Annotated in this window: 23 protein-coding genes; 16 read left to right on the forward strand and 7 right to left on the reverse strand. The window is 61.1% G+C overall.

Features of this window, described 5'->3' with window-relative positions; all coding sequences use genetic code 11:
* Window positions 1–62 precede the first annotated feature (62 nt).
* A complete protein-coding gene (locus NKJ64_RS12880) occupies window positions 63–248 on the forward strand; it encodes a hypothetical protein (protein ID WP_023667982.1) in 186 nt (61 codons plus the stop codon).
* An 8-nt stretch (window positions 249–256) separates the two neighbouring features.
* Here NKJ64_RS12880 and NKJ64_RS12885 read toward each other — a convergent pair whose 3' ends face one another.
* Entirely contained in the window at window positions 257–2,071 is a 1,815-nt protein-coding gene (locus NKJ64_RS12885) for a hypothetical protein (protein ID WP_352462707.1), read from the reverse strand.
* A gap of 85 nt (window positions 2,072–2,156) precedes the next feature.
* Here NKJ64_RS12885 and NKJ64_RS12890 point away from each other — a divergent pair, with 85 nt between their 5' ends.
* The 11 genes from NKJ64_RS12890 to NKJ64_RS12940 all read left to right on the forward strand — a co-directional run bounded on the left by NKJ64_RS12890 (window position 2,157) and on the right by NKJ64_RS12940 (window position 11,130).
* On the forward strand, window positions 2,157–3,260 hold the full coding sequence (locus NKJ64_RS12890) for an inositol-3-phosphate synthase (protein ID WP_023681094.1): 1,104 nt from the start codon (window positions 2,157–2,159) through the stop codon (window positions 3,258–3,260).
* Window positions 3,257–3,853 (forward strand): histidine phosphatase family protein, encoded by a 597-nt coding sequence (locus tag NKJ64_RS12895; protein ID WP_023667978.1) that lies wholly within the window; start codon window positions 3,257–3,259, stop codon window positions 3,851–3,853. Before NKJ64_RS12890 ends, NKJ64_RS12895 begins: the two co-directional genes overlap by 4 nt.
* A gap of 14 nt (window positions 3,854–3,867) precedes the next feature.
* A complete protein-coding gene (locus tag NKJ64_RS12900) occupies window positions 3,868–4,968 on the forward strand; it encodes a CgeB family protein (protein WP_023687793.1) in 1,101 nt (366 codons plus the stop codon).
* Window positions 4,968–5,771: a sugar phosphate nucleotidyltransferase gene (locus NKJ64_RS12905; protein WP_023712232.1), complete on the forward strand. Its 804-nt coding sequence runs from the start codon at window positions 4,968–4,970 to the stop codon at window positions 5,769–5,771. The genes NKJ64_RS12900 and NKJ64_RS12905 overlap by 1 nt, the downstream gene beginning before the upstream one ends.
* 3 nt (window positions 5,772–5,774) lie before the next feature.
* Window positions 5,775–6,536, forward strand: coding sequence for a TIGR04290 family methyltransferase (locus tag NKJ64_RS12910; protein WP_023687791.1), 762 nt, complete (start codon window positions 5,775–5,777; stop codon window positions 6,534–6,536).
* Window positions 6,529–7,461, forward strand: a complete 933-nt coding sequence (locus NKJ64_RS12915) for a glycoside hydrolase 5 family protein (protein ID WP_352462709.1) — start codon at window positions 6,529–6,531, stop codon at window positions 7,459–7,461. The genes NKJ64_RS12910 and NKJ64_RS12915 overlap by 8 nt, the downstream gene beginning before the upstream one ends.
* 7 nt (window positions 7,462–7,468) lie before the next feature.
* Entirely contained in the window at window positions 7,469–8,626 is a 1,158-nt protein-coding gene (locus tag NKJ64_RS12920) for a glycosyltransferase (RefSeq protein WP_352462711.1), read from the forward strand.
* An 8-nt stretch (window positions 8,627–8,634) separates the two neighbouring features.
* Window positions 8,635–9,612, forward strand: coding sequence for a GNAT family N-acetyltransferase (locus NKJ64_RS12925; RefSeq protein ID WP_023667972.1), 978 nt, complete (start codon window positions 8,635–8,637; stop codon window positions 9,610–9,612).
* A gap of 4 nt (window positions 9,613–9,616) precedes the next feature.
* On the forward strand, window positions 9,617–10,519 hold the full coding sequence (locus NKJ64_RS12930) for a class I SAM-dependent methyltransferase (protein WP_352462713.1): 903 nt from the start codon (window positions 9,617–9,619) through the stop codon (window positions 10,517–10,519).
* A 73-nt stretch (window positions 10,520–10,592) separates the two neighbouring features.
* Window positions 10,593–10,811 (forward strand): hypothetical protein, encoded by a 219-nt coding sequence (locus tag NKJ64_RS12935; RefSeq protein ID WP_023741848.1) that lies wholly within the window; start codon window positions 10,593–10,595, stop codon window positions 10,809–10,811.
* 142 nt (window positions 10,812–10,953) lie between these two features.
* A complete protein-coding gene (locus NKJ64_RS12940; RefSeq protein ID WP_352462715.1) occupies window positions 10,954–11,130 on the forward strand; it encodes a hypothetical protein in 177 nt (58 codons plus the stop codon).
* Here the strand turns inward: NKJ64_RS12940 and NKJ64_RS12945 are convergent, their stop codons facing one another.
* The 5 genes from NKJ64_RS12945 to NKJ64_RS12965 form a co-directional block, all read right to left on the reverse strand.
* A complete protein-coding gene (locus tag NKJ64_RS12945; RefSeq protein WP_023667968.1) occupies window positions 11,131–11,694 on the reverse strand; it encodes a sigma-70 family RNA polymerase sigma factor in 564 nt (187 codons plus the stop codon).
* 626 nt (window positions 11,695–12,320) lie between these two features.
* Complete coding sequence (locus NKJ64_RS12950) at window positions 12,321–13,292, reverse strand: amino acid ABC transporter permease (protein WP_023687785.1); 972 nt, start codon at window positions 13,290–13,292, stop codon at window positions 12,321–12,323.
* 19 nt (window positions 13,293–13,311) lie between these two features.
* On the reverse strand, window positions 13,312–14,592 hold the full coding sequence (locus tag NKJ64_RS12955; protein WP_023667966.1) for an NAD(P)/FAD-dependent oxidoreductase: 1,281 nt from the start codon (window positions 14,590–14,592) through the stop codon (window positions 13,312–13,314).
* A 144-nt stretch (window positions 14,593–14,736) separates the two neighbouring features.
* Window positions 14,737–15,564 carry a transporter substrate-binding domain-containing protein gene (locus tag NKJ64_RS12960; RefSeq protein WP_023691453.1) on the reverse strand — a complete coding sequence of 276 codons (828 nt, stop codon included), beginning with the start codon at window positions 15,562–15,564 and terminating at the stop codon, window positions 14,737–14,739.
* A 299-nt stretch (window positions 15,565–15,863) separates the two neighbouring features.
* Window positions 15,864–17,066: an MFS transporter gene (locus NKJ64_RS12965; protein WP_023714681.1), complete on the reverse strand. Its 1,203-nt coding sequence runs from the start codon at window positions 17,064–17,066 to the stop codon at window positions 15,864–15,866.
* A gap of 176 nt (window positions 17,067–17,242) precedes the next feature.
* Between NKJ64_RS12965 and NKJ64_RS12970 the strand changes: the two genes are divergently transcribed.
* From NKJ64_RS12970 to NKJ64_RS12985, 4 genes are all read left to right on the forward strand, one after another.
* A complete protein-coding gene (locus NKJ64_RS12970; protein WP_023691455.1) occupies window positions 17,243–18,154 on the forward strand; it encodes a LysR family transcriptional regulator in 912 nt (303 codons plus the stop codon).
* A gap of 290 nt (window positions 18,155–18,444) precedes the next feature.
* Window positions 18,445–18,648, forward strand: coding sequence for a hypothetical protein (locus NKJ64_RS12975; RefSeq protein ID WP_023667962.1), 204 nt, complete (start codon window positions 18,445–18,447; stop codon window positions 18,646–18,648).
* Between the two features lie 224 nt (window positions 18,649–18,872).
* Window positions 18,873–19,127, forward strand: coding sequence for a hypothetical protein (locus tag NKJ64_RS12980; RefSeq protein ID WP_023699977.1), 255 nt, complete (start codon window positions 18,873–18,875; stop codon window positions 19,125–19,127).
* A 313-nt stretch (window positions 19,128–19,440) separates the two neighbouring features.
* Complete coding sequence (locus NKJ64_RS12985) at window positions 19,441–20,415, forward strand: L,D-transpeptidase family protein (RefSeq protein ID WP_352462718.1); 975 nt, start codon at window positions 19,441–19,443, stop codon at window positions 20,413–20,415.
* 85 nt (window positions 20,416–20,500) lie between these two features.
* Here NKJ64_RS12985 and NKJ64_RS12990 read toward each other — a convergent pair whose 3' ends face one another.
* The gene (locus NKJ64_RS12990; RefSeq protein WP_352462720.1) at window positions 20,501–22,471 is read right to left on the reverse strand and encodes a CHASE2 domain-containing protein; all 1,971 of its coding nucleotides are present in this window, start codon (window positions 22,469–22,471) and stop codon (window positions 20,501–20,503) included.
* Between the last annotated feature and the right edge of the window lies 1 nt (window position 22,472).

A 22,472-nucleotide genomic window follows, 5' to 3' on the forward strand; every position in this document is an offset into this window, starting at 1 on the left:
TTCGGAACATCCATCCAACCTTGTAGTTTGGCGGGAGGGACCCGATACGGAGGATCATCCTCATGCAACCCAAGCGACCCGCGAAGGATGTCGACAAGATTGCCGAACGCGAGGCGGCTGCCTATCTGCGGCGCTCCTCGATCACCTATCTCGAGTGCTGCGTCAGCCTGATGATGACGCATCTGCAGCGCGAGGAAGTGGCCGCTATTCTCGAGCAGGAAGCAGACATGCTACGAAGGCTGGATTGATCGAAACGCTACACCTGAGATTCGTCCAGGAATCGTATCAGCCCCGCCCTGTATCGGTCTCCGGTCGCGGCCAGCCTTGCTTTTTCCTGGCCATTTTCGGATTGCGCAGCCGTGCTCCAGAGCCCGATTTGGAACGCCAAATAGCAGGGTTCGAAAAAATCGATGTGGCCATTGTCAATATCGAGCCCCATCCCCTCGACCAATGTCGTCACATCGCTGTCGGACAGTCCATATTCGACACGGGCGCCGGCAATGTCCCACTCTATCGGCTGGCAGCCAATCAAATCGTGTGCCCGGCAATGGTCGACGGCATCTGTCTTGACCACCGAGCCGTCGGCACAAACGAGAAACTCCCACGCGTGAAGCTTTCCGTCGATTTCCACCGGCTGCAGAACATGCGCAGGGGTTTTTTTCGAGAGCCAGCCGCGCAACGTCGCCGCTCGGTTCTCGCCCAGAGCTTCAGATGTATTGGAAACAGCCATTTCCGTGAGTGCGAGCAATGATGCACCCGGTTCGCAGGTTCGGAGATTGAGCGCCCGCCAGGTTAGATAGCGCGCCAACTCCGCGACCAGCCTTCCTCTTGGCAGCGGCGCCTGGTCCATCGTGGTGCCGTCAATCCACCGTTCGACCAGAAAGCCGTGGCAAAGCCCGACCACTTGCGATCCGAACCCGGCTTTCCCCAACATTTCCGCGGCTCGTCTCTTACGCCGTCCGGTTTCGCCGAGGCCGGCGAATTTGACGAGCCAGCGACCACACCCCGCGGACGCCAGGAATTTACGCCGCTCGATGCCGCGCGGGCTCGGCGGCCAATGCTTTTCGTCGACGTAGTGGACGCTCCTCCATTCGCCACCAGACAGTTCGGTCAGGCGTAATTCGGGGCTGCCGACCGCCTCGGCCACCCATTCGCTAAGCGTGGGAATGTTCGAGCTTTCGGGGAAGGTGCATTCGAGCGCCGTCGCCACATGTTTCGGACAGCGCGACCATGTCTCCCTGGCCTCCCGTGACGCTTCGATGCCCGGGTCGCCAGGATGGCTGGGAAACAGGTGAATGCGGTCCATACCAATACCCAGTTCCCGCAGCCACGCGACGACGGCGTGCATCGAACTGCCGGACAGACCGGGACCTTCGTCTACAACGGCGAAGCGTGCCGATGGATTGTTCTTCCAGGAAGCGATCGAGCGCGGATCGGCATTGATGTGCCTGCGGAAAGGATGGCCGACCGGACGAACGCTGAACGGCGCCGGCGCGCCAATCGCGGCAGCCACTATGGCGGCAAGCCCCAGGCCGATGCTGCGGATGCCGATCACGCATGTGTTCGCATCGAGACCTGACTCCTGCGCCGCTCCGAAATAGCTTTCGGGATAAAGCGCGTAATGCGCGTAACCCTCGGCAGAACCGGTCAGAACCTCAGCCTCGCAATCCAACCCGTCCAGCAGTTGGAGAAGTCCCGGCTCGATGCCACCGCCCACGGCGAAACCGCTTCGCCACGACTTCGCCACCTCTGCCGCAAGACCAACCAGCAATCTGGCGCCTTGCTGTTGCCGCGGCGAAAAGATGTCGATGCCCCTGTTCTCGAAATCGACATCGGCAAGCGCGCGAACCAGTTCCGATACGCTGATGAATAGGCCGACCAACGCGGCATGGCGTCGGACGCCATGAGCCATGCGGTCCAGACTTTGAGCAATTTCGCTCGCAGCATCGCGAAGCCGTTCTGCGCTCTGCCTCCGCTTCTGGTCGCCGTAAACAATCATCGATCGGTTTTCCAATGCTTCGCCTTGCGGCAACGCAGCGAGCGCTGCTTCGATCCATGCTGTCTTGCGCAATTTTTCGGCATGCCAAGGAACATTCCGGCACGCTGGTGGTTCGGCTGCAGGAACTTACCTTTGAACAGCATAGGGCGGCAGTTTCGTGGGATCGAAAAAGGTTCGTGTCGGTATCGTCGGGGTCGGCAATTGCGCATCCTCCCTGGTGCAGGGCCTCTCCTATTATCGTCACGCAAAAAGCAACGAACCAATCCCAGGGCTGATGCATGCCGACCTCGGCGGTTACCATGTCGACGACATCGAGATTGTCTGCGCATTCGACGTCGCCAGGAGCAAGGTTGGCCTCGACGTCGCTGAAGCAATCTACGCCGCCCCGAACAACACGTTCCGCTTTGCCGATGCGGCGGCAAACGGCGTTCGCGTCGAGCGCGGACCGACACTTGACGGCATCGGAAAATACTTGCGCGACGAAATCGAGGAGGCGCCGGAGCCGGTTGCCGACGTCAGCGAAATCCTGCGCAACAGCGGCGCCGACGTGCTGGTCTCTTACCTGCCGGTGGGCTCCGAGGAGGCGACGCGCTTCTACGCCGAATGCGCGCTTGAGGCCGGCTGCGCCTTCGTCAACTGCATACCCGTTTTCATCGCCTCACGTCCGGAATGGCGCCGGCGCTTCGAGCAGCGAGGGCTGCCGCTGGTCGGCGATGATATCAAGAGCCAGGTCGGGGCGACCATCGTTCACCGCCTGCTGGCCAATCTCTTCCGCGAGCGCGGCGTGCGCATCGATCGCACTTATCAGCTGAATTTCGGCGGCAACACCGACTTCCTCAACATGCTGGAACGCGAGCGGCTGGAATCAAAGAAAATTTCCAAGACCCAGTCCGTGGCCAGCCAGTTCGATGTTCCCCTGGAGCCGGGCAATATTCATGTCGGACCCAGCGACCACGTACCGTGGCTGACTGATCGCAAATGGGCCTATATCCGAGTGGAAGGGACGACCTTCGGCGGCGTGCCGCTCAACGCCGAGCTCAAGCTGGAAGTCTGGGATTCTCCAAATTCAGCCGGCGTGGTGATCGATGCGATACGCTGCGCCAAGCTTGCGCTCGATCGCGGCATAGCGGGAGCACTGACCGGTCCCTGCAGCTATTTCATGAAGTCGCCTCCCGAACAGTTCACCGACGCCGAAGCGCGGCAGCGCACGCTCGCCTTCATCGCCGGCAAGGACGAGCCTTTGCTGGATGCCGCGGAATGACGACAACGTTCTTTTTGATCCGTCATGCAGCGCACGACAATGTCGGCTCCTATCTTGCAGGACGGATGGATGGCGTTTGCCTTGGCGAGGCTGGGAAGGCGCAGGCCGCGCATCTTGGTGGCCGCATGGCCCGGGAGCCGATTGAAGCCATCTTGTGCAGCCCGCGTGAGCGTACGCAAGAGACGGCCGTGCCGATCGCGCTTGCCTGCGGCGTCGGTGAAATCGCGATCTGCGCCGAACTCGACGAGATCGATTTCGGCGATTGGTCGGGAAAGACCTTCGACGAGTTGAATGGCGATGCCGGTTGGCGGGCGTGGAACGACCAGCGGCAGGAGGCCAGGACACCGAGCGGCGAGACCATGCTGGATGTCCAGGAGCGGATCGTCGCACTGATGAACGCAGTGCGCGAGCGGCATCCGAATCAGTGTGTCGCCCTGGTCAGCCACGCCGACGTGATCAAAGCCGCCGTCTGCAAGGTGCTTGGCTTGCCGGTCGGCGACTGCTTCCGCTTCGACATCGATCCAGCCTCGATCACGACGATCGTGTCGGGTGACTGGGGCTCCAAGCTCCTGCGAATGAACGAAGCTGCCTGACGAGGACTTTCCGGATGCAGATGGTCATTTTCGGTCTCACCGTTACATCATCATGGGGCAACGGCCATGCCACGCTCTGGCGGGGACTGATCCGCGCCCTGGGTCGGCTGGGATGGTCCATCACCTTCTTCGAACGCGATACCCCCTACTATGCCGGGACGCGTGATCTCGATCGGCTCGATGGCGGCAACGTCGTCATTTATCCGGACTGGGAAGACATCCGTCGCGTTGCGGAGCGGGCAATGAAGCAAGCGGATGTCGTCGTCGTCACTTCCTACTGTGCCGACGCCGTGGAGGCCTCGCGGCTGGCGCAGCAGACAGGTCGCGGATTGCGTGTCTTCTACGATCTCGACACTCCGGTCACGCTTGCCCGCATCGAGCAAGGCGAGCGTCCGCCCTATTTCGGACCTGAGGGTCTTGCCGATTTCGACCTCGTTTTGAGTTACACCGGCGGCTCGGCGATCGAGGCGCTTAAGTCGGTTTTAGGCGCGCGTCACGTGGTACCTCTCTATGGGCATGTCGATCCCGACCAACACCGGCCGGCAGAGAAGCGGGCCGAATTCGCCGGTGATCTGTCCTATCTCGGAACTTACGCGGCGGATCGCCAGGCCGGCGTCGAAAAGCTGCTGGTCCGCCCGGCCGCGCGCCTGCCTGACCACCGCTTCATCATTGGCGGCGCGCAATATCCGCAGGAATTCCCATGGAGCGACAACATCTTCTTTGTCAGGCATCTTCCGCCAGCCGACCATCCGGCTTTCTTCTCATCATCTCGCCTGACACTGAACGTCACCCGGGAGGCGATGGCGCAAAAGGGCTGGTGCCCGTCGGGACGGCTCTTCGAAGCGGCCGCGTGTGGGGCTGCCATCGTCACCGATGCATGGCCGGGCCTAGCCGAATTTTTCGAACCCGGCCGCGAAATATTGTTGGCGCATGACACCGATGATGTGGTCGCCGCATTGCAATTGCCGGAGTGCGAGCTCGACGGCATTCGAAGGCGTGCCCGCGACCGGGTCTTGGGCGAACACACTTCCGCACGGCGCGCGGCGGAACTGGATCGCATCCTGAACGATGCCTTTCAAAGATCTCCCGGCGAACCGATGAGGGAAGCGGTCTGATGTTGGGCATCGTACCCGCTGCCGGGCGCGGCAGCCGCATTCAGCCGCTCGGCTTCTCGAAAGAGCTGCTGCCGGTCGGTAGCCGGATCGATGGACAGACCGAGCGTCCCTGCGCCGTGAGCGAGTATCTGGTACGGCGCATGGTGCAGGCCGGCGTCGACAAGATTTGCTTCATCATCGGATCGGGTAAATCCGACATCCTTGAATACTACGCCGCCGGCTACGGTGACGCGGCGGCTCTCTTCGTGGTGCAGCCGAACCCCGTCGGTCTGTGCGATGCGATCTTCCGGGCGGCGCCCCTCGTCGCGCCCGACGAGGTCGTCCTGGTCGGCCTTCCCGATACGATCTGGTTTCCCGAGGACGGTTTCCGCCATTTGCCCGACGATCAGCTCTCATTTCTGCTTTTCCCGGTGGATCAGCCGGAATTCTTCGACGCCGTCGTCACCGACGTCCACGAGCGCGTGATCGAAATCCAGGTCAAGCGGCAGGATGCCGCCACGAACTGGGTTTGGGGTGCGTTCAAGATGCCGGGCCATATCCTGCATCAGCTTGCGGGACTCTGGCGTGAGCGGGAGCGCAGTGACGAATATATCGGCACTTTGGTCAACGCCTATATTGCGGCCGGCGGTACAGCTTTTGGTGTCAGGGCTGGGTCGGACTATGTCGATGTCGGCACTTTCAACGGCTATCGCACAGCGCTGCGGTTGCTTGAAAACGACGCCCCATCCGCGCACCGCCGGCCCACCATGATCATGCCCGGCGCGCAGTCGCATGTACCCGTCGTTCCTGGCGAAGGAGCCTGAGCCATGCTGCATTCCCATGCCGAAATCCGCCGCCGCATCGATGCGCTCGGCCCGTGGTTCCACAACATGGAACTTGCCGGCGTCGAAACCGCTCCCAACCATTTTCTGGGCAACTACCCGCTGATCAAATGGCGCAAATTTGCCAATGCCATTCCCGCTGATCTGACGGGCAAGGCGGTACTCGATATCGGCTGCAATGCAGGATTCTACTCCATCGAGATGAAACGGCGAGGTGCTGACCGTGTCCTCGGCATCGATTTCGATGACGCCTACCTGGCGCAAGCTCGCTTTGCCGCCGAGGTTGCCGATTGCGAGATCGAATTCCAGAAGCTTTCGGTCTACGACGTCGGCTCTCTGCGCGAGACATTCGATGTCGTGCTGTTCATGGGGGTGCTTTACCATTTGCGCCACCCCTTGCTCGCGCTCGACCTGATCCGCGAACATGTCGCCCGTGACCTGATGATCTTCCAGTCCATGCAGCGCGGCAGCGCGGATCTGCCCGAGTTGGAAGAAAACTATCATTTCTGGACGCATGACCTGTTCGACCAGCCGCAGTTTCCCAAGCTGCATTTTATCGAGCACCGCTATGCCGACGATCCCACCAACTGGTGGATTCCAAACCGCGCCTGCACCGAAGCGATGCTGCGCAGCGCCGGTTTCGAGATCGTTCTGCACCCCGAGCAGGAGGTCTATTTCTGCCGCGCAGCCGGGGACCCGGCCGGCGGCGGCGCCATCTACCCCTCGAAAGGACAGCTCCATGATTGAAGCCGCCATGATCTGGAACGAGCCCAACAACAAATCGCATTGGGACCCAGAGCTCGATCCCGATTGGAGCCGCTTTGCCAGGATGGCGATCTTGTCGGCTGACGCAATCGCGTCGGAGAACCCGTCTTTGACGAAAGTACTCGGTGGCATCTCGCCGATAGATCCGGGCTTTATCACCCGCATGAAGGAATTCGGCGTGCTGGACCATGTCGATGCCGTCGCCGTGCACGGCTTTCCGCTCGACTGGAACCTGTGGCAGATCCACGAATGGCCACAGAAGATCGGCGAGATCGCGACCGTCACCAACCTTCCCATCTGGGTCAGCGAAGTCGGCGTATCAACCTTCGGCGCGGAAGAAATCCAGGTTTGGGGGCTCAAGCGCACCGCTGAGTTGCTGATTGGCAACGCACCACGCATCCAGTGGTACAGCCTCTACGATCTTCCGCGCGAATGGGAAGCAACGACGCGGCATCGCGAGGCGGAGGGCTCTTCTTACTATCGACATTTCCACATGGGGCTGCTGCGCCAGGACGGTAGGCCAAAACCTGCGCTGGAGGAGTTCCTGCGCTACACGCCCGCAATGGGGCTGGTGCAGTGGTTTCATTTCGAGGACCCCCGGCTGGACGATGCCGTCGCCTGGATGAAGCGGCTGGGCGTCACCAATATGCGCACGGGGCTTTCCTGGGCAGACAGCTTCCGGCCGAACGCGCTGGACTGGTTTGACCGGCAGATGGAGGCACTCGCCGATTTCGACGTGACGGTCACCTTTTGCTTTACACCGCAGCATCGCGGAATGATGCCCCACCACACCAGCCCACCTCTGGTGCCGGAGGAGTTCGCGGAATTCTGCGCAACCATGATCCGCCGCTATGCGCCCGGCATGACGTCCGCTTCGCTCCCGACGCGGCGGGCCTCGGCAGCGTGAAAGTGTCATGCTGCCAATGCATCAGACGCCTGACACATTGGACGAATTAGCGGCATCATCGACAGGTGGTGCGGCATACGGGACCGAGGCGCAACCAGCCGCGGCGCTCACTGTCCTCAATGTCGCCTACCCTCTCGCACCCGTCGGACCCGATGCTGTCGGCGGTGCCGAACAGGTTCTGTCGATGCTCGATCGGGAGCTGGTTCGCGCCGGCCACCGCTCTATCGTCATTGGCTGCCGCGGCTCCAGCGCGAGCGGTACCCTTGTGGAAATACCGGCTGAAAACGGCGTGCTCGACGAGGCGGCGAAGAGCCGCGCGCAGCAGGCTCATCGCAAAGCGATCGCCGCTGCCCGCGCCCGATGGCCGATCGATGTGGTTCATCTGCACGGCATCGATTTTCATGCCTATTTGCCCGACGATGGTCCGACCCTGGTGAGCCTCCACCTGCCCTTGGACTGGTATCCGGCCGAGGCTCTGCGACCGACGCGCGACGACCTGTGGCTCCATGCGGTCTCGCCCACCCAGCAGCAAACGGCGCCACCAGGGGCCAGACTGGTGGCGCCGATTCCCAACGGCGTTGACATCGAAGCACTGAGCGTGGTGCAGCCGAAGCGAGACTTTGCCCTGGTTCTCAGCCGGGTCTGCCCGGAAAAGGGCATTCACCTGGCCCTGGACGCGGCCAAACAGGCGGGCGTGCCCCTGGTCATCGGCGGCAAGGTCTATCCCTACGAAACACATACGCGCTACTTTCGCGACGAGGTCCAATCCCGTCTTGATGCTCGCCGCCGCTTCCTGGGCCCGCTCGGTTTTAACGCCAAGAGGCGCTTTCTCAACGCAGCCCGCTGTCTGGTCATTCCAAGCCTCGCCGCCGAGACAAGCTCGCTTGTCGCCATGGAGGCCCTCGCCTGCGGTACCCCGGTGGTCGCATTCCCGAATGGTGCGCTTGCGGACGTCATCGAGCACGGCAGGACGGGCTTTCTCGTCAACACAGTCGACGAGATGGCCCAAGCCATTCTTGCGGCGCCCAGCCTGGACGCCGAGGCGTGCCGGGTGGAGGCGCGACGGCGGTTTTCGCTGGAACGGATGATCTCGTCGTATATGGCTGCCTATCAGGCGCTGGCACAACTTGGCACAGATTGCCGGCGCTTCGCTGCGGCACCGTGAGAAAAGCAGTGTTGCGCAGCGAAATCATCGATGACCCCGTAAAATTCGATGCCTTGACGCCGCACTGGTGGAAACTGTGGGAGCAGAGTTCCTCTGCGACGCCGTTCCAATCCCCCGCCTGGCTGGTGCCATGGTGGCGCGCATTCGCACCCGGTGAACTGGCGACAGTTGCGGTCTGGCGTGGCGGCGATCTGGTCGGGCTGGCGCCACTCTATCTCGAGCATGGAACGGCCGGTTCGAAGCTGCTTCCGGTCGGTATTTCGCTCAGTGATTATCTGGACATCCTGGCTGTCCGGGATATCGAGGCGGCGGTTGTCGCCACCATTGCCGAAACGATCTGCTCGGTCGGGTGGTCACAATGGATCTTGTCTGATCTGCCGCAAAACAGTGCCGGTCTTACGATCGCGCATCCCGGTTTAACGGTCGAGAGGCCGGTAATTCATGCAGCCTGTCCCGTGCTTGCTGTTGCCGGCGACGACACGTTGGCCGGCTGCGTTCCCGCTCGGCGCAGGCGCCAGTTGCGCCGGGCGCGCCAAGCGGCGTCCAGACGCGGCCGGCTCGCGTTGGCGTCAGCGCGGGGCGATCAGAACTTCCTGAACCAATTGATCCGCCTGCACCAGGCACGCTGGGTTGGACATGGAGGTGGTGTATTGGCCGACCCCGCCGTGCAGCACTTCCATGGGCTTTCACTTCCCTTGCTCGATGCTCACGGCCTGGTCCGATGCTGGTTGCTCGCGATCGATGGCACGACTGTCGCCGCCTATTACGGATTTCACCACCGCGGCCGCGCCTATGCCTATCTCGGCGGCCTCGATCCTGCATATGCCGAGGAGAGCCCAGGGGCGATCCTGATCGGCCACGCGATCGCGGAGTCGATCCGCGAGGATGCGCGCGAGTTCGACTTCCTGCGCGGCCAGGAGGCCTACAAATATGGCTGGGGCGCCGTCGACAGGTGGACGATGCGGAGGATCTGGACGCGGAGTTGATGTCATGAGTGTGCACGCGCAGCGCCGGACATCGGTCAGACGGGCGGTCGAAGATTGCATGGCCGATGGTGCCTGCGCCGAAGCTGTTCTCGTCAGGCTGGCGCTTCACCTGCCGCCCACAATTGAAGCGGCGGAATTGGCGGAGTTCGTGCTGAAAGTCCGTCCGGCGGATACCGGCGATGCTGAAAGACTGCGAAAGGTCGCTGGACTGCTGCGCCACAGACCGGGCGTCCTTGCCACTTTGCGAGCGACAGGCGGCGCCGTTCGGCATGAACGCGGTAACGGCGAGACGGATATTGCCGTCGTCACGCGGCTGGCCTCGAGTTTTGATGCCGCGGCAGCAATTTCGACAGCCGCAAGTGTCCAGTTAGGATCCCTTGGCGATGACGAGCGGCTGACAGCCATGACCGACGAAATCGTTGAATGGCTCGAGGCGCGAGAATTCACCGGAATTGAACGAGACATTCTCGACATCGGTTGCGGCATCGGACGTTTCGAGCGCGCGCTGTCCAATTCCTTCAAGCGGATGGTCGGCATCGACATATCATCGCGGATGATCTCTATCGCCTCCGAGCAATGCGCAGCGCTCGGCAATGTCGAACTGCGCCAAACCTCCGGTCTCGATCTGGCCGACTTCGACGACGACAGTTTCGATTGCGTGTTGGCGGTCGACAGCTTTCCCTACCTGGTCCTGGCCGGCATGGCTGAGCGGCTTTTCGATGAAATTGCGCGCGTTCTCAAACGGCCGGGCCGGCTCGCATTGCTGAACTATTCTTATCGCGGATCGCTTTCTTTGGACCGGGCCGACATCGGCCGTCTTGCGCAAGCTCACCAATTGCGGGTCGTCATCGACGGCGAGAAGCCGTTTCGGTCATGGGATGGCGACGCCTTCCTGCTTGCTGGGTGAGACGGAACATTACAGCGCGATGCCGGTTCGGGCGTCGGCACCGATCGGTGTCCTGGATTCGAAGGAGGAGATCATGGCATCCGGCGGCAAAAAGCATTTCGGCCAAGGCAGCCAAGGCAAAGGTGCCGGCGCCGGCGCAATGACCACCTTGGACAAGGACAAGATCGAGGAAAACGCGGTTTTGTCCAACCGCGACAGGAAGCAGCATGGCCGAGAGCGCGGGCTGGACGGCAATCGAACCAAGTCCGATCAATTTCAGGATCACGCCGCAAACCGGTTGCTGAAGGACTGACGCCACCGCGCCGCGTCTTGCCGCGGCACGGAGGAAAAACTGTGCAAGGGCCGCCGGTGAGCCTCTCAGCGGCCGACAACGCCTTGTAGTGCCGAGCGCTCATCATCAGACTTGGATCTAGGGATGCTATCAAGAGAACGTGATGTCTCATTCGAGCGACGATACCACGGATCTGCTTGTCGAGATGGCAGTGGATCAGGAGATTGCTTCCCTGCTGGCCGCCATAGAGCAGGAAAAGATACCAGACCGCCTATCCAAGCTGGCGATCGAATTGCAAAATGCTCTCGTCGAGAAGCATCGGCGAGACGTGAAGAGCTGATTATCTGCGGCTGTCGACCTCTATATCGAGCTGACCATCCGACAGCTGATTTCGCCTTTCTATCAATGTCTGCAACGAGCTCTCCCCGAGTAGCTCAAGGATGTTGGCGCGGGCACGGTTCAGCCGGCTCTTGACCGTCCCTACCGCGCAGCCGCAGATTTCGGCGGTTTCCTCGTAGCCCACTCCTAAAACGCCGATCAGCATCAGCACCTCGCGCTGATGTTCGGGCAGCTTTTGGATGGCGCCGTGAACTTCCTTGCTCTGAACGGTCCATTCCTGGGTAGCTTCCGAAATCGGTCTCGAAGACGCGCAGTCGAGAAGGCCTGGCGCTTCCCGTGCAGCGATCTTGATCCGCGTGTAGTAGGTGTTGCGCATGATGGTGAAGAGCCACGACTTCATGCGTGTACCGGGTTCGAACTTGTCGATGTTGGCGAGCCCTTTGGTCAACGTTTCCTGCACCAGATCGTCGGCATCGTCTGGAACGCGGCAGAAGGTGCGCGCGAAAGCCCGCAGGGCAGGTATCAGATCAACGATGGAAACGTCATTGGTTTGTTGGTCGGCCAAGAGATAGCCTCCGGATGACAATGGTCCAGCTCCCAGAAGAAAGAGTGAATGAACGAAGCCAGAGCTAAATGCATGGAAGTTTGGTTCGTTCCCGCCGTTGGAAACAACTCTTCGAAAATTCCACCGGGCGCGAACACGCCGACTACGGTCTTCCCCCAAACACGCCCACTTCAAAGGAACGAAACACCATGCCGAGCTTCATTCCCGGGAAGCCTCGCCGGTGCGTTTGGCTGTGCAGGGCATGGACCGAGTCGTGCGGCTGGTAACGCGCAAACCACTGCCTGACAAACCTATTGGCGAACCACGTGGCGAACTCGGCTACCATCGATACATAGCGATAATGGTTGGCCCGGAGGACATGTTAAAGTCGTTGATTTTATCGATTTGTCGGCGCGGGTGAAATCCAGCAATCGGTCGAAGTTGCCGGGCAGTCGGCCAACGACCATGCTCGTCCAGCACTTGCTCTATTCTGCCCTCCGATCGGGCTAAGCCGATGAAATACCGGGTTGATTCACCCTTGACGGCGTCGCCGAACGGCGTGCTGTGGCGTACAATCTGCAGCTGCTCTCCGAAGCTGGCTGTTGCGGTGCTGTGCAACTCGCTTTGGCGAAAATCACGGATGACGATCAGCGCTTGAGTGAGCGCCCGAACCGGTCCTCGATCCGCGACTGCAGGAACTCGAGCCCCATCGAGAGCAGCCAATAGATCATCGAGGCGGTGATGAGCATCTCGATGTGGCGGAACTCGGTCTGGCCCTGCGTGCGTGCGAGATACATGATCTCCCAGACCCCGACCACCGAGACCAGCGAAGAATCCTTCAGCATCGCAATGAACTGGTTGCCGGTTGGCGGCACGATGACCCGCATCGCCTGCGGCAGGATCACCAGGAACATCGTCTGGTTAGCGCTAAGGCCGAGTGCCGTAGCACCCTCGGTCTGGCCGCGCGAGATGCTTTCGATGCCGGCGCGGAAGATCTCGGTCATGTACGCGCCGTAGCAGAGCGACAGCGCCATGATGCCGGCCGGCACGGCGCCGATCACGTAGCCAATCTGCGGCAGGCCGAGATAGATGATGTAGATCTGCATCAACAACGGCAAGCCACGAAACAGAGAGGTATAGAAGGTCGCCAAGCCATAGACCACGCCGTTGCGGGAAAGTTTGGCGATGGCGCCAACGAAGGCGATGAGGGTGGCGATGGCGATCGAAATGGCCGAAATGTAGAGGGTCGTCACCACACCCTTCGAGACGAGGAAGCCGATCTTCTTGGCGATGAACGCGAAGGACAGGTCGAAGGAATAGAAAAACAACATTAGCAACACGAACAGCTCTATCCAAACTGCCACAATCTGCTGTTTGCGACTGAGATACCGCAGCGCGTTCCAGTTCGCCACCAAGATCAATGCGATCAGCACCGCCGAGACCGCCCGCCCGACGTCCGGGTTGGCGGCGAGCCACTCGACCGACCCCGGAACGAGCTTGCCGAGCCAACTGGCTTTGATGCCGAGCCCATACAGGCCGGCGGCGATGGCGGCGAGCACGAAGAATACGCCAACGCGGCGCGCCGCGTCCGGGTGGTTGAGCAATAGTCGGCCGATCACGTCTTCGATCTCCCTGCGGTCAGCGGGCCCGCTCGCGCCACCAATCCTGCGCCTGCAGCTTCCAGTAGGTGAGTTGCGCAACCGCAAGTCCAGCCGGGCCGCCCGCCCAGGCAAGGCCGAAGGGTGTGAACAGCCGGTAGCGGTCCGATTGTCCCAGTATGGCTTCGGCGATCAACTTGCCGGCGATCGCCGTGGTGTTGATGCCATGGCCACCAAAAGCCGTGAGGTACCAGACGCCCGGCTGCAACGGGCCTATCTGGGGCATCATGTGCCGGGCATAAGACATGAGCCCGGACCAGGCGAGTTCGGTCTTGAGGTGTTCGAGCTGCGGATAAGTGGTGACCATCTCACGGCGCAATTGCCTCGCCAACACGCCCGATGAGGCTGCCCGGGTGGTGATGCGCCCTCCCCAGAGCAGCCGCCTGCCGTCTTCGACAACACGGTAATAATCGCCTGCGCGACGGTTATCGCCGACGGCGTCGGTCGTCGTAATCGACTTGGCGATGAGGTCAGGCGCCTCCTCGCTCACCATAACGTAAGTGGCGATAGGCAGGAATGCCCGCTGCAGCCGACCGACCAGTGGCCCCGTATATCCGCCGGTGGCAACTACGGCCTGGCGGGCGCGCACTTCGCCGCTGTCGGTACGCAAGATCTTTTCGGCGCCGTCAAGGTTGGCTTCAACGGCAGCCGTTCTCTCGTATATCCTGCCGCCCAGCCGCTCGATCTCGCCAGCAACGGCGCGCAGATAGTTAAGCGGATGCATGTGGAAGGCGCTGGGATCGCGCAGGCCTTGGTGGTAGCGATCCGAATGCAGCACCGCTCGCACCTGGTCGCGATCGAGATAGTCGAGCCGGTAGTCGAAATCCCGCGCCAGTTGCTCGGCATATGCCTTGAGCGCGGCGCCACCATCGTGGCGAAGCACGCTCAATATACCGGAGCGCGGCTCTGCCGCCTTGATGTCGAGATCGCGGATCGTCTGCCGCACGAAGTCGACGCCTTCGATGGACAGGCGGTGCAGTTTTTGTGCCGCGTCGACGCCGGCCATCGCGGCGATGTTGTCGGTGCCGGTGGCGAAACCGGGATTAACGAAGCCGCCATTGCGACCGGAAGCGCCGAATCCTATCCGCTGCGCCTCAAGCACGACGACCTGCTGGCCGGCGCGAGCCAGCTGCAACGCCGTCGTCAGGCCGGCCAGTCCGCCGCCGACAACGACTGTCTCGCACTCGGAAACGCCGCTCAGCGGCGGTCTGATGGTGTTGTCGGCAAGCGTGCGTCGGTAATATGTGTCAGGACATGTCATGATCAATATGATGAGGTGGCGGCACTAGAGCATTTTGCAGGCAGCCGGAGCCGCCCGGTGTCGTGGAAATGCGGCTGAAACAAAACAGATGGAGCGGGATGTTCAATTGAATGCACCCCGCTCAAGCTTTATCCACGATGCCTCTCAGTCAGAGCTGTAATCCTTGCCGTACCACTTGGTGGTCAGTTTCGCGAGGGTACCGTCCTTCTTCATCTCGTCGAGAATGCCGCCGATCTTGGCATTCCACTCGGCATCACCTTTTTCCGCGATCACCACCAGTGGCTCACGGAAGGCATAGCCGCCTTCCAGGACACGCAACGGGTAGCCGTTCTTTATCGCGTTCTGAGCCGTCTGTTCTGGTGCGATGACCGCGTTGAGGCGCACGCCGTCGCCGAGCCTCAAATCGTCGAACGGCAGCATTGAGTCAGCGAAAGTCCTGATCTCACCGGGCTCCAGCTTGTATTCGATGGGCGGCAGGCCGGGAGCATCGATCTCGAGTTGTCTACGGATGAAATCCTCCGACGTGGTGGCGGTCTCGACGCCGATGATCTTGCCGTTCAGGTCGGCGACCGATTTGGCCGGGCTGTCCTTGTGAACCACGTAAACGTAGGGGCTATAATAATAGATGCCTTCGAAATCGATCACCTTGGCGCGCGCTTTGGTCGGCGTCACCGAGCCGACACCCAGATCGTAACGTCCCTGCCAATGGCCGCCCGTCATCGTCGCCCAGTCCGGCGTATCGAAACTGACCTCGACACCGAGGCGCCTTGCGATCTCTTTCGAGACATCTATGTCGAAGCCGACCAACTGATTGCTGTCGTCGAGGAAACTCTGCGGCGGCCAACCGCTGTTTGTGGCGACCACCATTGCCTTCTTCGAGGTAACCCGGTTGATGGTTTCACCCGCCGAGGCCGCAGACGCGAACGCGAGCGTGGTAGTGGCCAAGGCCAGCCACGCGATCAATTTCCTCACTTGAACCTCCCTCTTCATCGTCATTCAGACATATGCTTCCCAGAGCGCGCTCCCGTAGAGAAACAGCAATTGAGAGCGCGGCATGAGATCGATCTCATATCAGCACACATATCGACGAGGGGATCAAGTCCTTTTTCAAGTAGCCAGTTGTCCTCCGGGGGCGCAAAGCATCGGCACCCGCACGGTGCGGCGGAACCCGCGTTTGATGTGATGCGCGTGACTTTCAAGACAGAGGAAACGAAGATCTACTTCAACCTATCACATCATTGCCAGATGGGCGGCACAGGATGGCTTGCTGTCTACGAGTTTCCGATGTTCCGGTTAAGCATGGGTGCGCGGCACACCGGCAGCAGCACCAGCAGGATGATGGCGGAGTCGACCCAGAGGACCCTGTTCACGCCCATCGTGTCGACGATCTGACTGGTCGCTAGGGTACCCACGGAGATGGCAAGATTGAAAGTGAAGCAGTAGATGGCCGTCGCGGTCTCCGCGCTTTCTGGTGCTGCACTCAGCACCCACGTCTGCAGCGTGATGGGCGCCGCGCCATACGCGAAGCCCCACACCAGCAGCAGGATGGTTCCTGTGAGCGGCGTGACCCCGAGCAACGGGAAGAGAGCCAGCGTGGCGCCGAGCCCAATGACGATGCAGGCCAATGTGCGACCGACGGATTTGGCGGCCCAGACGCCTGCGACGGCGTTGCCAATCATTCCGAGAATGCCATACCCCAACAGTAACCAACCTATGCTCCCTGCAGTGACGCCCGAGACCTCCAGCAACACCGGGCTCACGAAAGTGTAGGCACCGTAGTGGGCAGCCACCAGCAGTGCGGTCGCAACCACGCCCGACAGGAGGGCGGGATTGCGCAATTGCGCACGCAGGGCTTTCACCTCCACAGGCTGCGCCGCCTCCAGCTTCGGAAGCACAAGCAGGGCGGCGAGCAGTATGGCAAAGCTCAGGCCGGCGAGAGACCAGAACGCGCCGCGCCAGCCGACTAGATCACCGATGATCGTGCCGGCCGGCACGCCCAGCACCGCAGCGGCACTTACACCGCCGAAGACAATAGTCATGGCGCGCGGCACGGACGGTCCAGGAACAAGTCGTACTGCGATGCTCCCGGCTATCGCCCAAAAGCCACCGATGGTGATCCCGACGAGCAGCCTGGACGCGAGCAGCACGGGAAAGTTCGTTGCGAGCGCTGAAATCACGCTCGCCGCAGCCATTACAGCGAGCAGGCCCGCCATCAGAATACGCCGGTCGAGCCTCCCCACTGCCAACGGCAAACCGATAGAAGCGAACGCCGCAATTACGCCGGGTATCGTCACCGTGAGACCGCCACTCCCAATAGAGACATTCAACTCGGAAGAAATTGCCGGAATCAGCCCCACAGGGAGTTGCTCCGCAGTGATCATCGAAAAAATACCCAGCGATACAGTGAGCACGGAGAGCCACATGCGAAAAGTGGCTCCCTGTTTCTCCCGAAGGGCTGCTTTGGTCAGAGACATGATCACCTCCAGCCCGCGAGAAGGCACTCGACGCCAACGTTTCGGGCAAACGTTAGAGAGACGGATCGGGCAATTGATCCCGGCCTGGTTTCAGATAATCTGTCCACTGCGGATTGATAATCGAGGGAGATATGGATGGTGAATTCACGAAACGTGAATGAAAGAGGTGATTGCAGTTGGACCGGCTGACCAGCATGACCGTGTTTGCCAACGTCGTCGGTGAAGGCAGCTTCGCTGGAGCGGCCAAGCGGATGCGACTATCGCCAGCGGCCGTGAGCAAACATGTCCAGATGCTGGAAGAGTGGCTTGGCGCACGCCTTCTCAACCGGACGACCCGGCGCATAAGCCTGACAGAGCTCGGCGCCTCCGTCTACGAGCGCAGTCTGCGCATAATCGAGGATGTCGAGGAAGTTCGTACGAGCGCGGCCGAGAGCAAGACACGTCCCACCGGCTCACTGCGTGTCAGCGCGCCGATCTCCTTCGGCGCGATGCACCTTGGGAGAGTCGTTGCAGAATATCTCGCGGTCTACCCGGAGGTGTCGGTTGAGTTGGTGTTGGACGACCGTGTGGTTGACATCGTGGAAGAGGGCCTGGATGTCGCGGTACGCATCGCTCCACTCACGGTTTCCAATCTGGTTGCTCGCCGAATCGCGCCTTCACGCGAGGTGGTCTGCGCTTCGCGCGATTATCTGGACAGACGCGGGCGTCCCACAAAGCCGTCGGATCTCCACGACCATGATTGTCTGGACTACGCGTTGCGCGCCAGCCGCGGAAAATGGCGGTTCGACGGACCAAAGGGGGAAGTGGCGGTAAAAATCACTGCACGGATGACGGCAACGAACGGGCAGCTCCTGCGCGATGCGGCGCTGGGTGGAGCAGGCATAGTACTTTGCCCCACTTTCCTTGTTGGAGAAGCCATTCGTTCGGGCCAACTGGAGACAGTGATGCCCCAGTTCAAGCCGGTAAGCCGGTCGATCTACGCGATGTACCCGTCAAGAAGGCATCTTTCCGCCAAAGTTCAAAGCTTCGTGACGCTTCTCGCCGCCCACTTTGGTGAGAACCCACCTTGGGACAACTTTGGACCATGACGACTGGAATGTTGAGCCCAGAGGCCGCGCGCACTTGCACGGCCTTACTGTGCATGGGACCAGCACCCAGGGCCAAGGGGCGGTGCATATCGAGCCGTCCAGCACCTTTTCGAGACTGAAGCATCCGCTATTTGCCGACGGTCATTCGCTGAGGCTCAATCCACCGCCCATGCTAAGCGCCGCCACAGCGCAAGTTGTAGCATCTGCGGTGTCTCTGGTTCTCTGCGGCCACCGGCGGAACGGGTTGTAAGCAGGCGCGTTCCTCCAGCGTCAAGCTTGGAGAACATACCATGGATGACGAGCTGCGCCTGAAGTTACAAGAGCTGAGCCAAAGCATGCAAACGCGAGCGGCCGAACTTTCGACGCTCGGCGGCAGCGCAGACATAAGTACGGTGATGTCGGGGATCGCCGTCGCTCTGGAGGCGCTACTGGTGATTGCCGAAGAGATGAAAACGCCACGTTCCGGCCCTTCGGTCCTGCCCGACGCTACATGAACATCTCCGATCGTTTGGGAGAGGCTCCAGAGCGAGAGCGCCTACCGCTCACCAGCAAATCGCTCGCCGAGGAACTGGCTTTAATCCACATTCTGGGTTGGAGAGTGGAGAGCGCAATCTACTCGGTGGAGTACTCCAGGTGGGGTGAGCGTCGGCAGAAATGGATTTTGCACTCGACGATGCCTTTTGGGTAATCGGGGACGGCCTTAGGACGGAGGACCACGATGGCTTGGATGGCCGCAATTTGCCCGATTACAGATGAGCAGGCGCTCGTTAATTCGGAGACAGTTGGTGACATCCGGGAGTTTCGCTGTCCGAGTTGCGGCGACTTCAAAATCACGAACTCGGCCACCGCGATGTTCAAAGGCCTATCGGCAGAACAGAAGTTGGAGCGCTTCGAATACGCTAGAGCAATCGCGGGCGACAACGCGATCACAGTGACGACGGAACATGGATCTATCGATACCGAAGATCAATAGAATACCCGCCCGATAAGCCGGTTCCCAGCGCATCTCCTCACTTGCTGCCCTGAGACCATTTGACTGCCGGTCCAGGTAGTGGGCAGTTTGAAGGTAGAAGCTCACGTCAACATGGCCAGACCATTTTTACACTGCCGATCTGCGCGGCCAGCAACGCCTCTCGTGAGGGGCAAGGCATGGGCATCAAACGTCTCGGACCGGTCGGCAGCGTAAGGCTGGTTGCCTATGATCCCCTACCGGCGAATGGAACCAGATCTGCCACAGCGCGTCATAGAAGCAGATCAGGTGCGATTTAACGTAAGGAGTGAAATCGATGATCAGGCTCCTTCTCCTCCTCGCCATTGCACTCGCCTTCGCATGCGGCGGGACGGAGGCGGCCAAGCTGGACCTAGCCGCGGTAAATCAGGCGCAATTCTCCGCCGGCGATCCGAAAGGGCTCGATCCTGCCGTGCTGAAGGCGCAAATTTTTTTGGATCGTGCGCGCTTCTCACCGGGGCTCATCGACGGCCGCCTTGGAGAGAACTTCGCCAAGGCGGTCAAGGCCTTCCAGGCGTCGAACGGACTGGCGCCAGATGGCAAGCTCACCCAGGCGACTTGGGACAAGCTGATGGCAACCTCCACCAGCCCAGCTCTGATCACCTATGAACTGACCCGCAAAGATGTACGCGGCCCCTTCACCAAACGCATTCCGGGGCGCATGGAGAGGATGGCTCGCCTGAGAAGGCTTGGCTATCACGACTCGATCGAGAAGCTGGCGGAGCGCTTCCATGTGAGCGAACCATTGCTCAGGAGGCTAAACCCAGGCACCGGATTCAGGAAAGCTGGAACCACGCTGCTGGTACCAAATGTTGGCCGGGGTGAACCTCCCGCCACCATTGCCGGCGTCGAAGTCGACAAAGGCGCTCATCAGGTGCGCGTGCTCGACCCCTCCAATAAAGCGCTTGCCGTCTACCCTGCCTCGATCGGGAGCGACGAGAAGCCGGCACCAAGTGGGCAGGCAGAGATCCAAAGGGTGGTGCACAACCCGACCTATCACTACGATCCCGATTTTGCATTCAAGGGAGTCAAAACCAAGCGGCCCTTCACCATTGCTGCCGGCCCTAACAATCCCGTGGGATCAATCTGGATCGACCTCTCCATCGAAAGCTACGGCATTCACGGCACGCCCGAACCCGGCAAGATCGGGAAGACCTTCTCTCACGGCTGCATCAGGCTAACGAACTGGGATGCCGAGGACCTCGCCTCAATGGTGCACAAACATATGAAGGTGACTTTCAAGGACGAGTGACGCAAGCCGTCGCATCCCTCGATGTCGCCGAAACAAGATGTCCGTCGGTGCCCGTGACAATCGCATCCTGCGACCCGTTGGCCGATCAGCGCGTGCTTCGGGTTCGGGGTGCAACATCAAGCGGCGCCATTTGCACGGATGGCGGCGAACCAACCACCATGGCGGGGGCGCCAGATTGCTCACCACGTTGGCTCTCTACTTCGCGGCTCATACCTTGTTGAGCAGCTTGCATCTCCGGAACGGTGAAAACCGGGACCTCGCCCTTGAAACCCTGGAGCTCAAAGGCGCCCGCCTGGACGACCGGCATCGATGCTCCTGCCGCAAAGCCGGGTCCAAGCACCAGGGGGATGCCCAGCTTCTTGGTCGTCGATTCGAGCCGTGCCGCGCGGTTCACGGGGGAGCCGATCGCGGTGTAATCGAAGCGCCGTTCGGAGCCGAAATTGCCTACCGAGCAGATGCCGGTCTCGATGGCGACGCCGATTTCGATGGAGCGATGGCCATCCGCGGTGAAGGCGGCGTCTTCGCGCCTCACCCGCTCGATAAGGGCAAGGCCCGCGTCGAGCGCACGCTCACGATGATCGGGTTGATCTAGCGGTGCGTTCCAGAAGGCCAGCACCGCATCGCCCATGAACTTGTCGATGGTGCCGTCGCGCTTGAGGATCTCATCGGTCGCAATGCCGAGGAAATGGTTGACCACCTTGGCGATCTCTTGGGTGTCGAGCTGTTCGCTCATGGTCGTGAAGCCACGTATGTCGCTGATCAAAATTGTGATCTCGCGCTTCTCGCCGGACAGGATTGCCTCGGTGTCCGAGCTTGCGAGGCGCTGCACCACGGAGGGCGACAGATATTGGGAGAACTGTCGCGTCAGGGTGGACCGGCGCTGCTCGCTGCGCCTGTAGAGGACATAGCCTTCGAAGCCCGCAACCATGATGGTTGCAAGCGCCGGCTGCAGCGGGTCATAGAGTGCACCCTGCAGGCTGTACTCGAGAGCGCCGAACACGAACGGCGTGACGGCCAGCAGCGCCAGGGAGATGGCGCCAAGCACGACACGCCCGGCGAGCACTCCAGAAAGCCCGATGAAAACGACGGCACTGAGGAGAAACCAGAGCCGCTCGAGCATACGCGCGTGCGCTGGCTCTGCCAGGAAGCGCCCGGCAAGCATCTGGCCGATCGCATCGGCGTGGATCTCCGCTCCTGGTCGCGCTGGACTCGTCGGCGTGGGCAGGTACTGCGTCAGGCCCACAGCCGACAGGTCGACAATGGCGATGGCGTCCCGCAGCCGCGGATCGCCATGGCCCGAAAGGATAGTGCTGGCAGACAGGCGAGGCGTGTCCGTGGCGGTTTCCCAGAGGCGGATGCTCCCCTCCGGCTCGAGCGGCACAATGGCGCCTGCCATCCTGAGTGCGTCGAACCCGGCTGCATTCATCCGGGCTGTGTAACCGTCCTGTCCAGCGTAAAGGCGCAGGAGCTCGAGTGCGAAAGACGGCCACAGCTGCGCGCGTTGAGGGGTGTTGCGAAGCCAGAGCAGCGGCACATGGCGCAGTACGCCGTCGGGATCGGGCAAGGTGCGAATCACGCCGAGGCCTGCGGCGGCGTTCGAGAATTCGGCAAGCGACCCGGTAAGACCGGTGAAGCCGGGAAGTGTATCGGGTACTTGCCCGACGATCGACCAGCCGGCTTTGGGTTCTGCTTCTGAAACCGTCGCTTCATTGCCCAGGCTGACGGCAAGCGCCGTTCGATTTTTGGACAGCGCCGCTGCCAGGCGCTTGTCTCCGGCCATGCCCTCAGGCGAGGTGTCAGCCTCGGGGAGTACCAGCGCAAGCCCGACCACCGCCGCACCGGACTGCGTGATGCCATTGACCAGATCGGCCAAGAGGCCACGGTTCCAGGGCCATCGCCCATGTGCCTTGAGGCTGGCGTCGTCTATCGAGACGATCACGACAGGATTGCTCGTCGCCTGACGTGGGGCGAGAAACTGATAGAAGTCGTACGTCCGCTCACGCAGGCGCGACAACGGCCCGTCAAAAGCCAAATGGCAAGCGAGCAGCAGGAGCACG

Source organism: Mesorhizobium sp. M0062, assembly GCF_040323125.1.
Lineage (GTDB): Bacteria > Pseudomonadota > Alphaproteobacteria > Rhizobiales > Rhizobiaceae > Mesorhizobium.

Coding starts and splice junctions, on each gene's coding strand:
- NKJ64_RS12880 (WP_023667982.1), top strand. CDS start 63: ATGCAACCCAAGCGACCCGCGAAGGATGTCGACAAGATTGCCGAACGC.
- NKJ64_RS12895 (WP_023667978.1), top strand. CDS start 3,257: ATGACGACAACGTTCTTTTTGATCCGTCATGCAGCGCACGACAATGTC.
- NKJ64_RS12900 (WP_023687793.1), top strand. CDS start 3,868: ATGCAGATGGTCATTTTCGGTCTCACCGTTACATCATCATGGGGCAAC.
- NKJ64_RS12905 (WP_023712232.1), top strand. CDS start 4,968: ATGTTGGGCATCGTACCCGCTGCCGGGCGCGGCAGCCGCATTCAGCCG.
- NKJ64_RS12910 (WP_023687791.1), top strand. CDS start 5,775: ATGCTGCATTCCCATGCCGAAATCCGCCGCCGCATCGATGCGCTCGGC.
- NKJ64_RS12915 (WP_352462709.1), top strand. CDS start 6,529: ATGATTGAAGCCGCCATGATCTGGAACGAGCCCAACAACAAATCGCAT.
- NKJ64_RS12920 (WP_352462711.1), top strand. CDS start 7,469: ATGCTGCCAATGCATCAGACGCCTGACACATTGGACGAATTAGCGGCA.
- NKJ64_RS12930 (WP_352462713.1), top strand. CDS start 9,617: ATGAGTGTGCACGCGCAGCGCCGGACATCGGTCAGACGGGCGGTCGAA.
- NKJ64_RS12935 (WP_023741848.1), top strand. CDS start 10,593: ATGGCATCCGGCGGCAAAAAGCATTTCGGCCAAGGCAGCCAAGGCAAA.
- NKJ64_RS12940 (WP_352462715.1), top strand. CDS start 10,954: ATGTCTCATTCGAGCGACGATACCACGGATCTGCTTGTCGAGATGGCA.
- NKJ64_RS12955 (WP_023667966.1), bottom strand. CDS start 14,592: ATGACATGTCCTGACACATATTACCGACGCACGCTTGCCGACAACACC.
- NKJ64_RS12965 (WP_023714681.1), bottom strand. CDS start 17,066: ATGTCTCTGACCAAAGCAGCCCTTCGGGAGAAACAGGGAGCCACTTTT.
- NKJ64_RS12975 (WP_023667962.1), top strand. CDS start 18,445: ATGGATGACGAGCTGCGCCTGAAGTTACAAGAGCTGAGCCAAAGCATG.
- NKJ64_RS12980 (WP_023699977.1), top strand. CDS start 18,873: ATGGCTTGGATGGCCGCAATTTGCCCGATTACAGATGAGCAGGCGCTC.
- NKJ64_RS12985 (WP_352462718.1), top strand. CDS start 19,441: ATGATCAGGCTCCTTCTCCTCCTCGCCATTGCACTCGCCTTCGCATGC.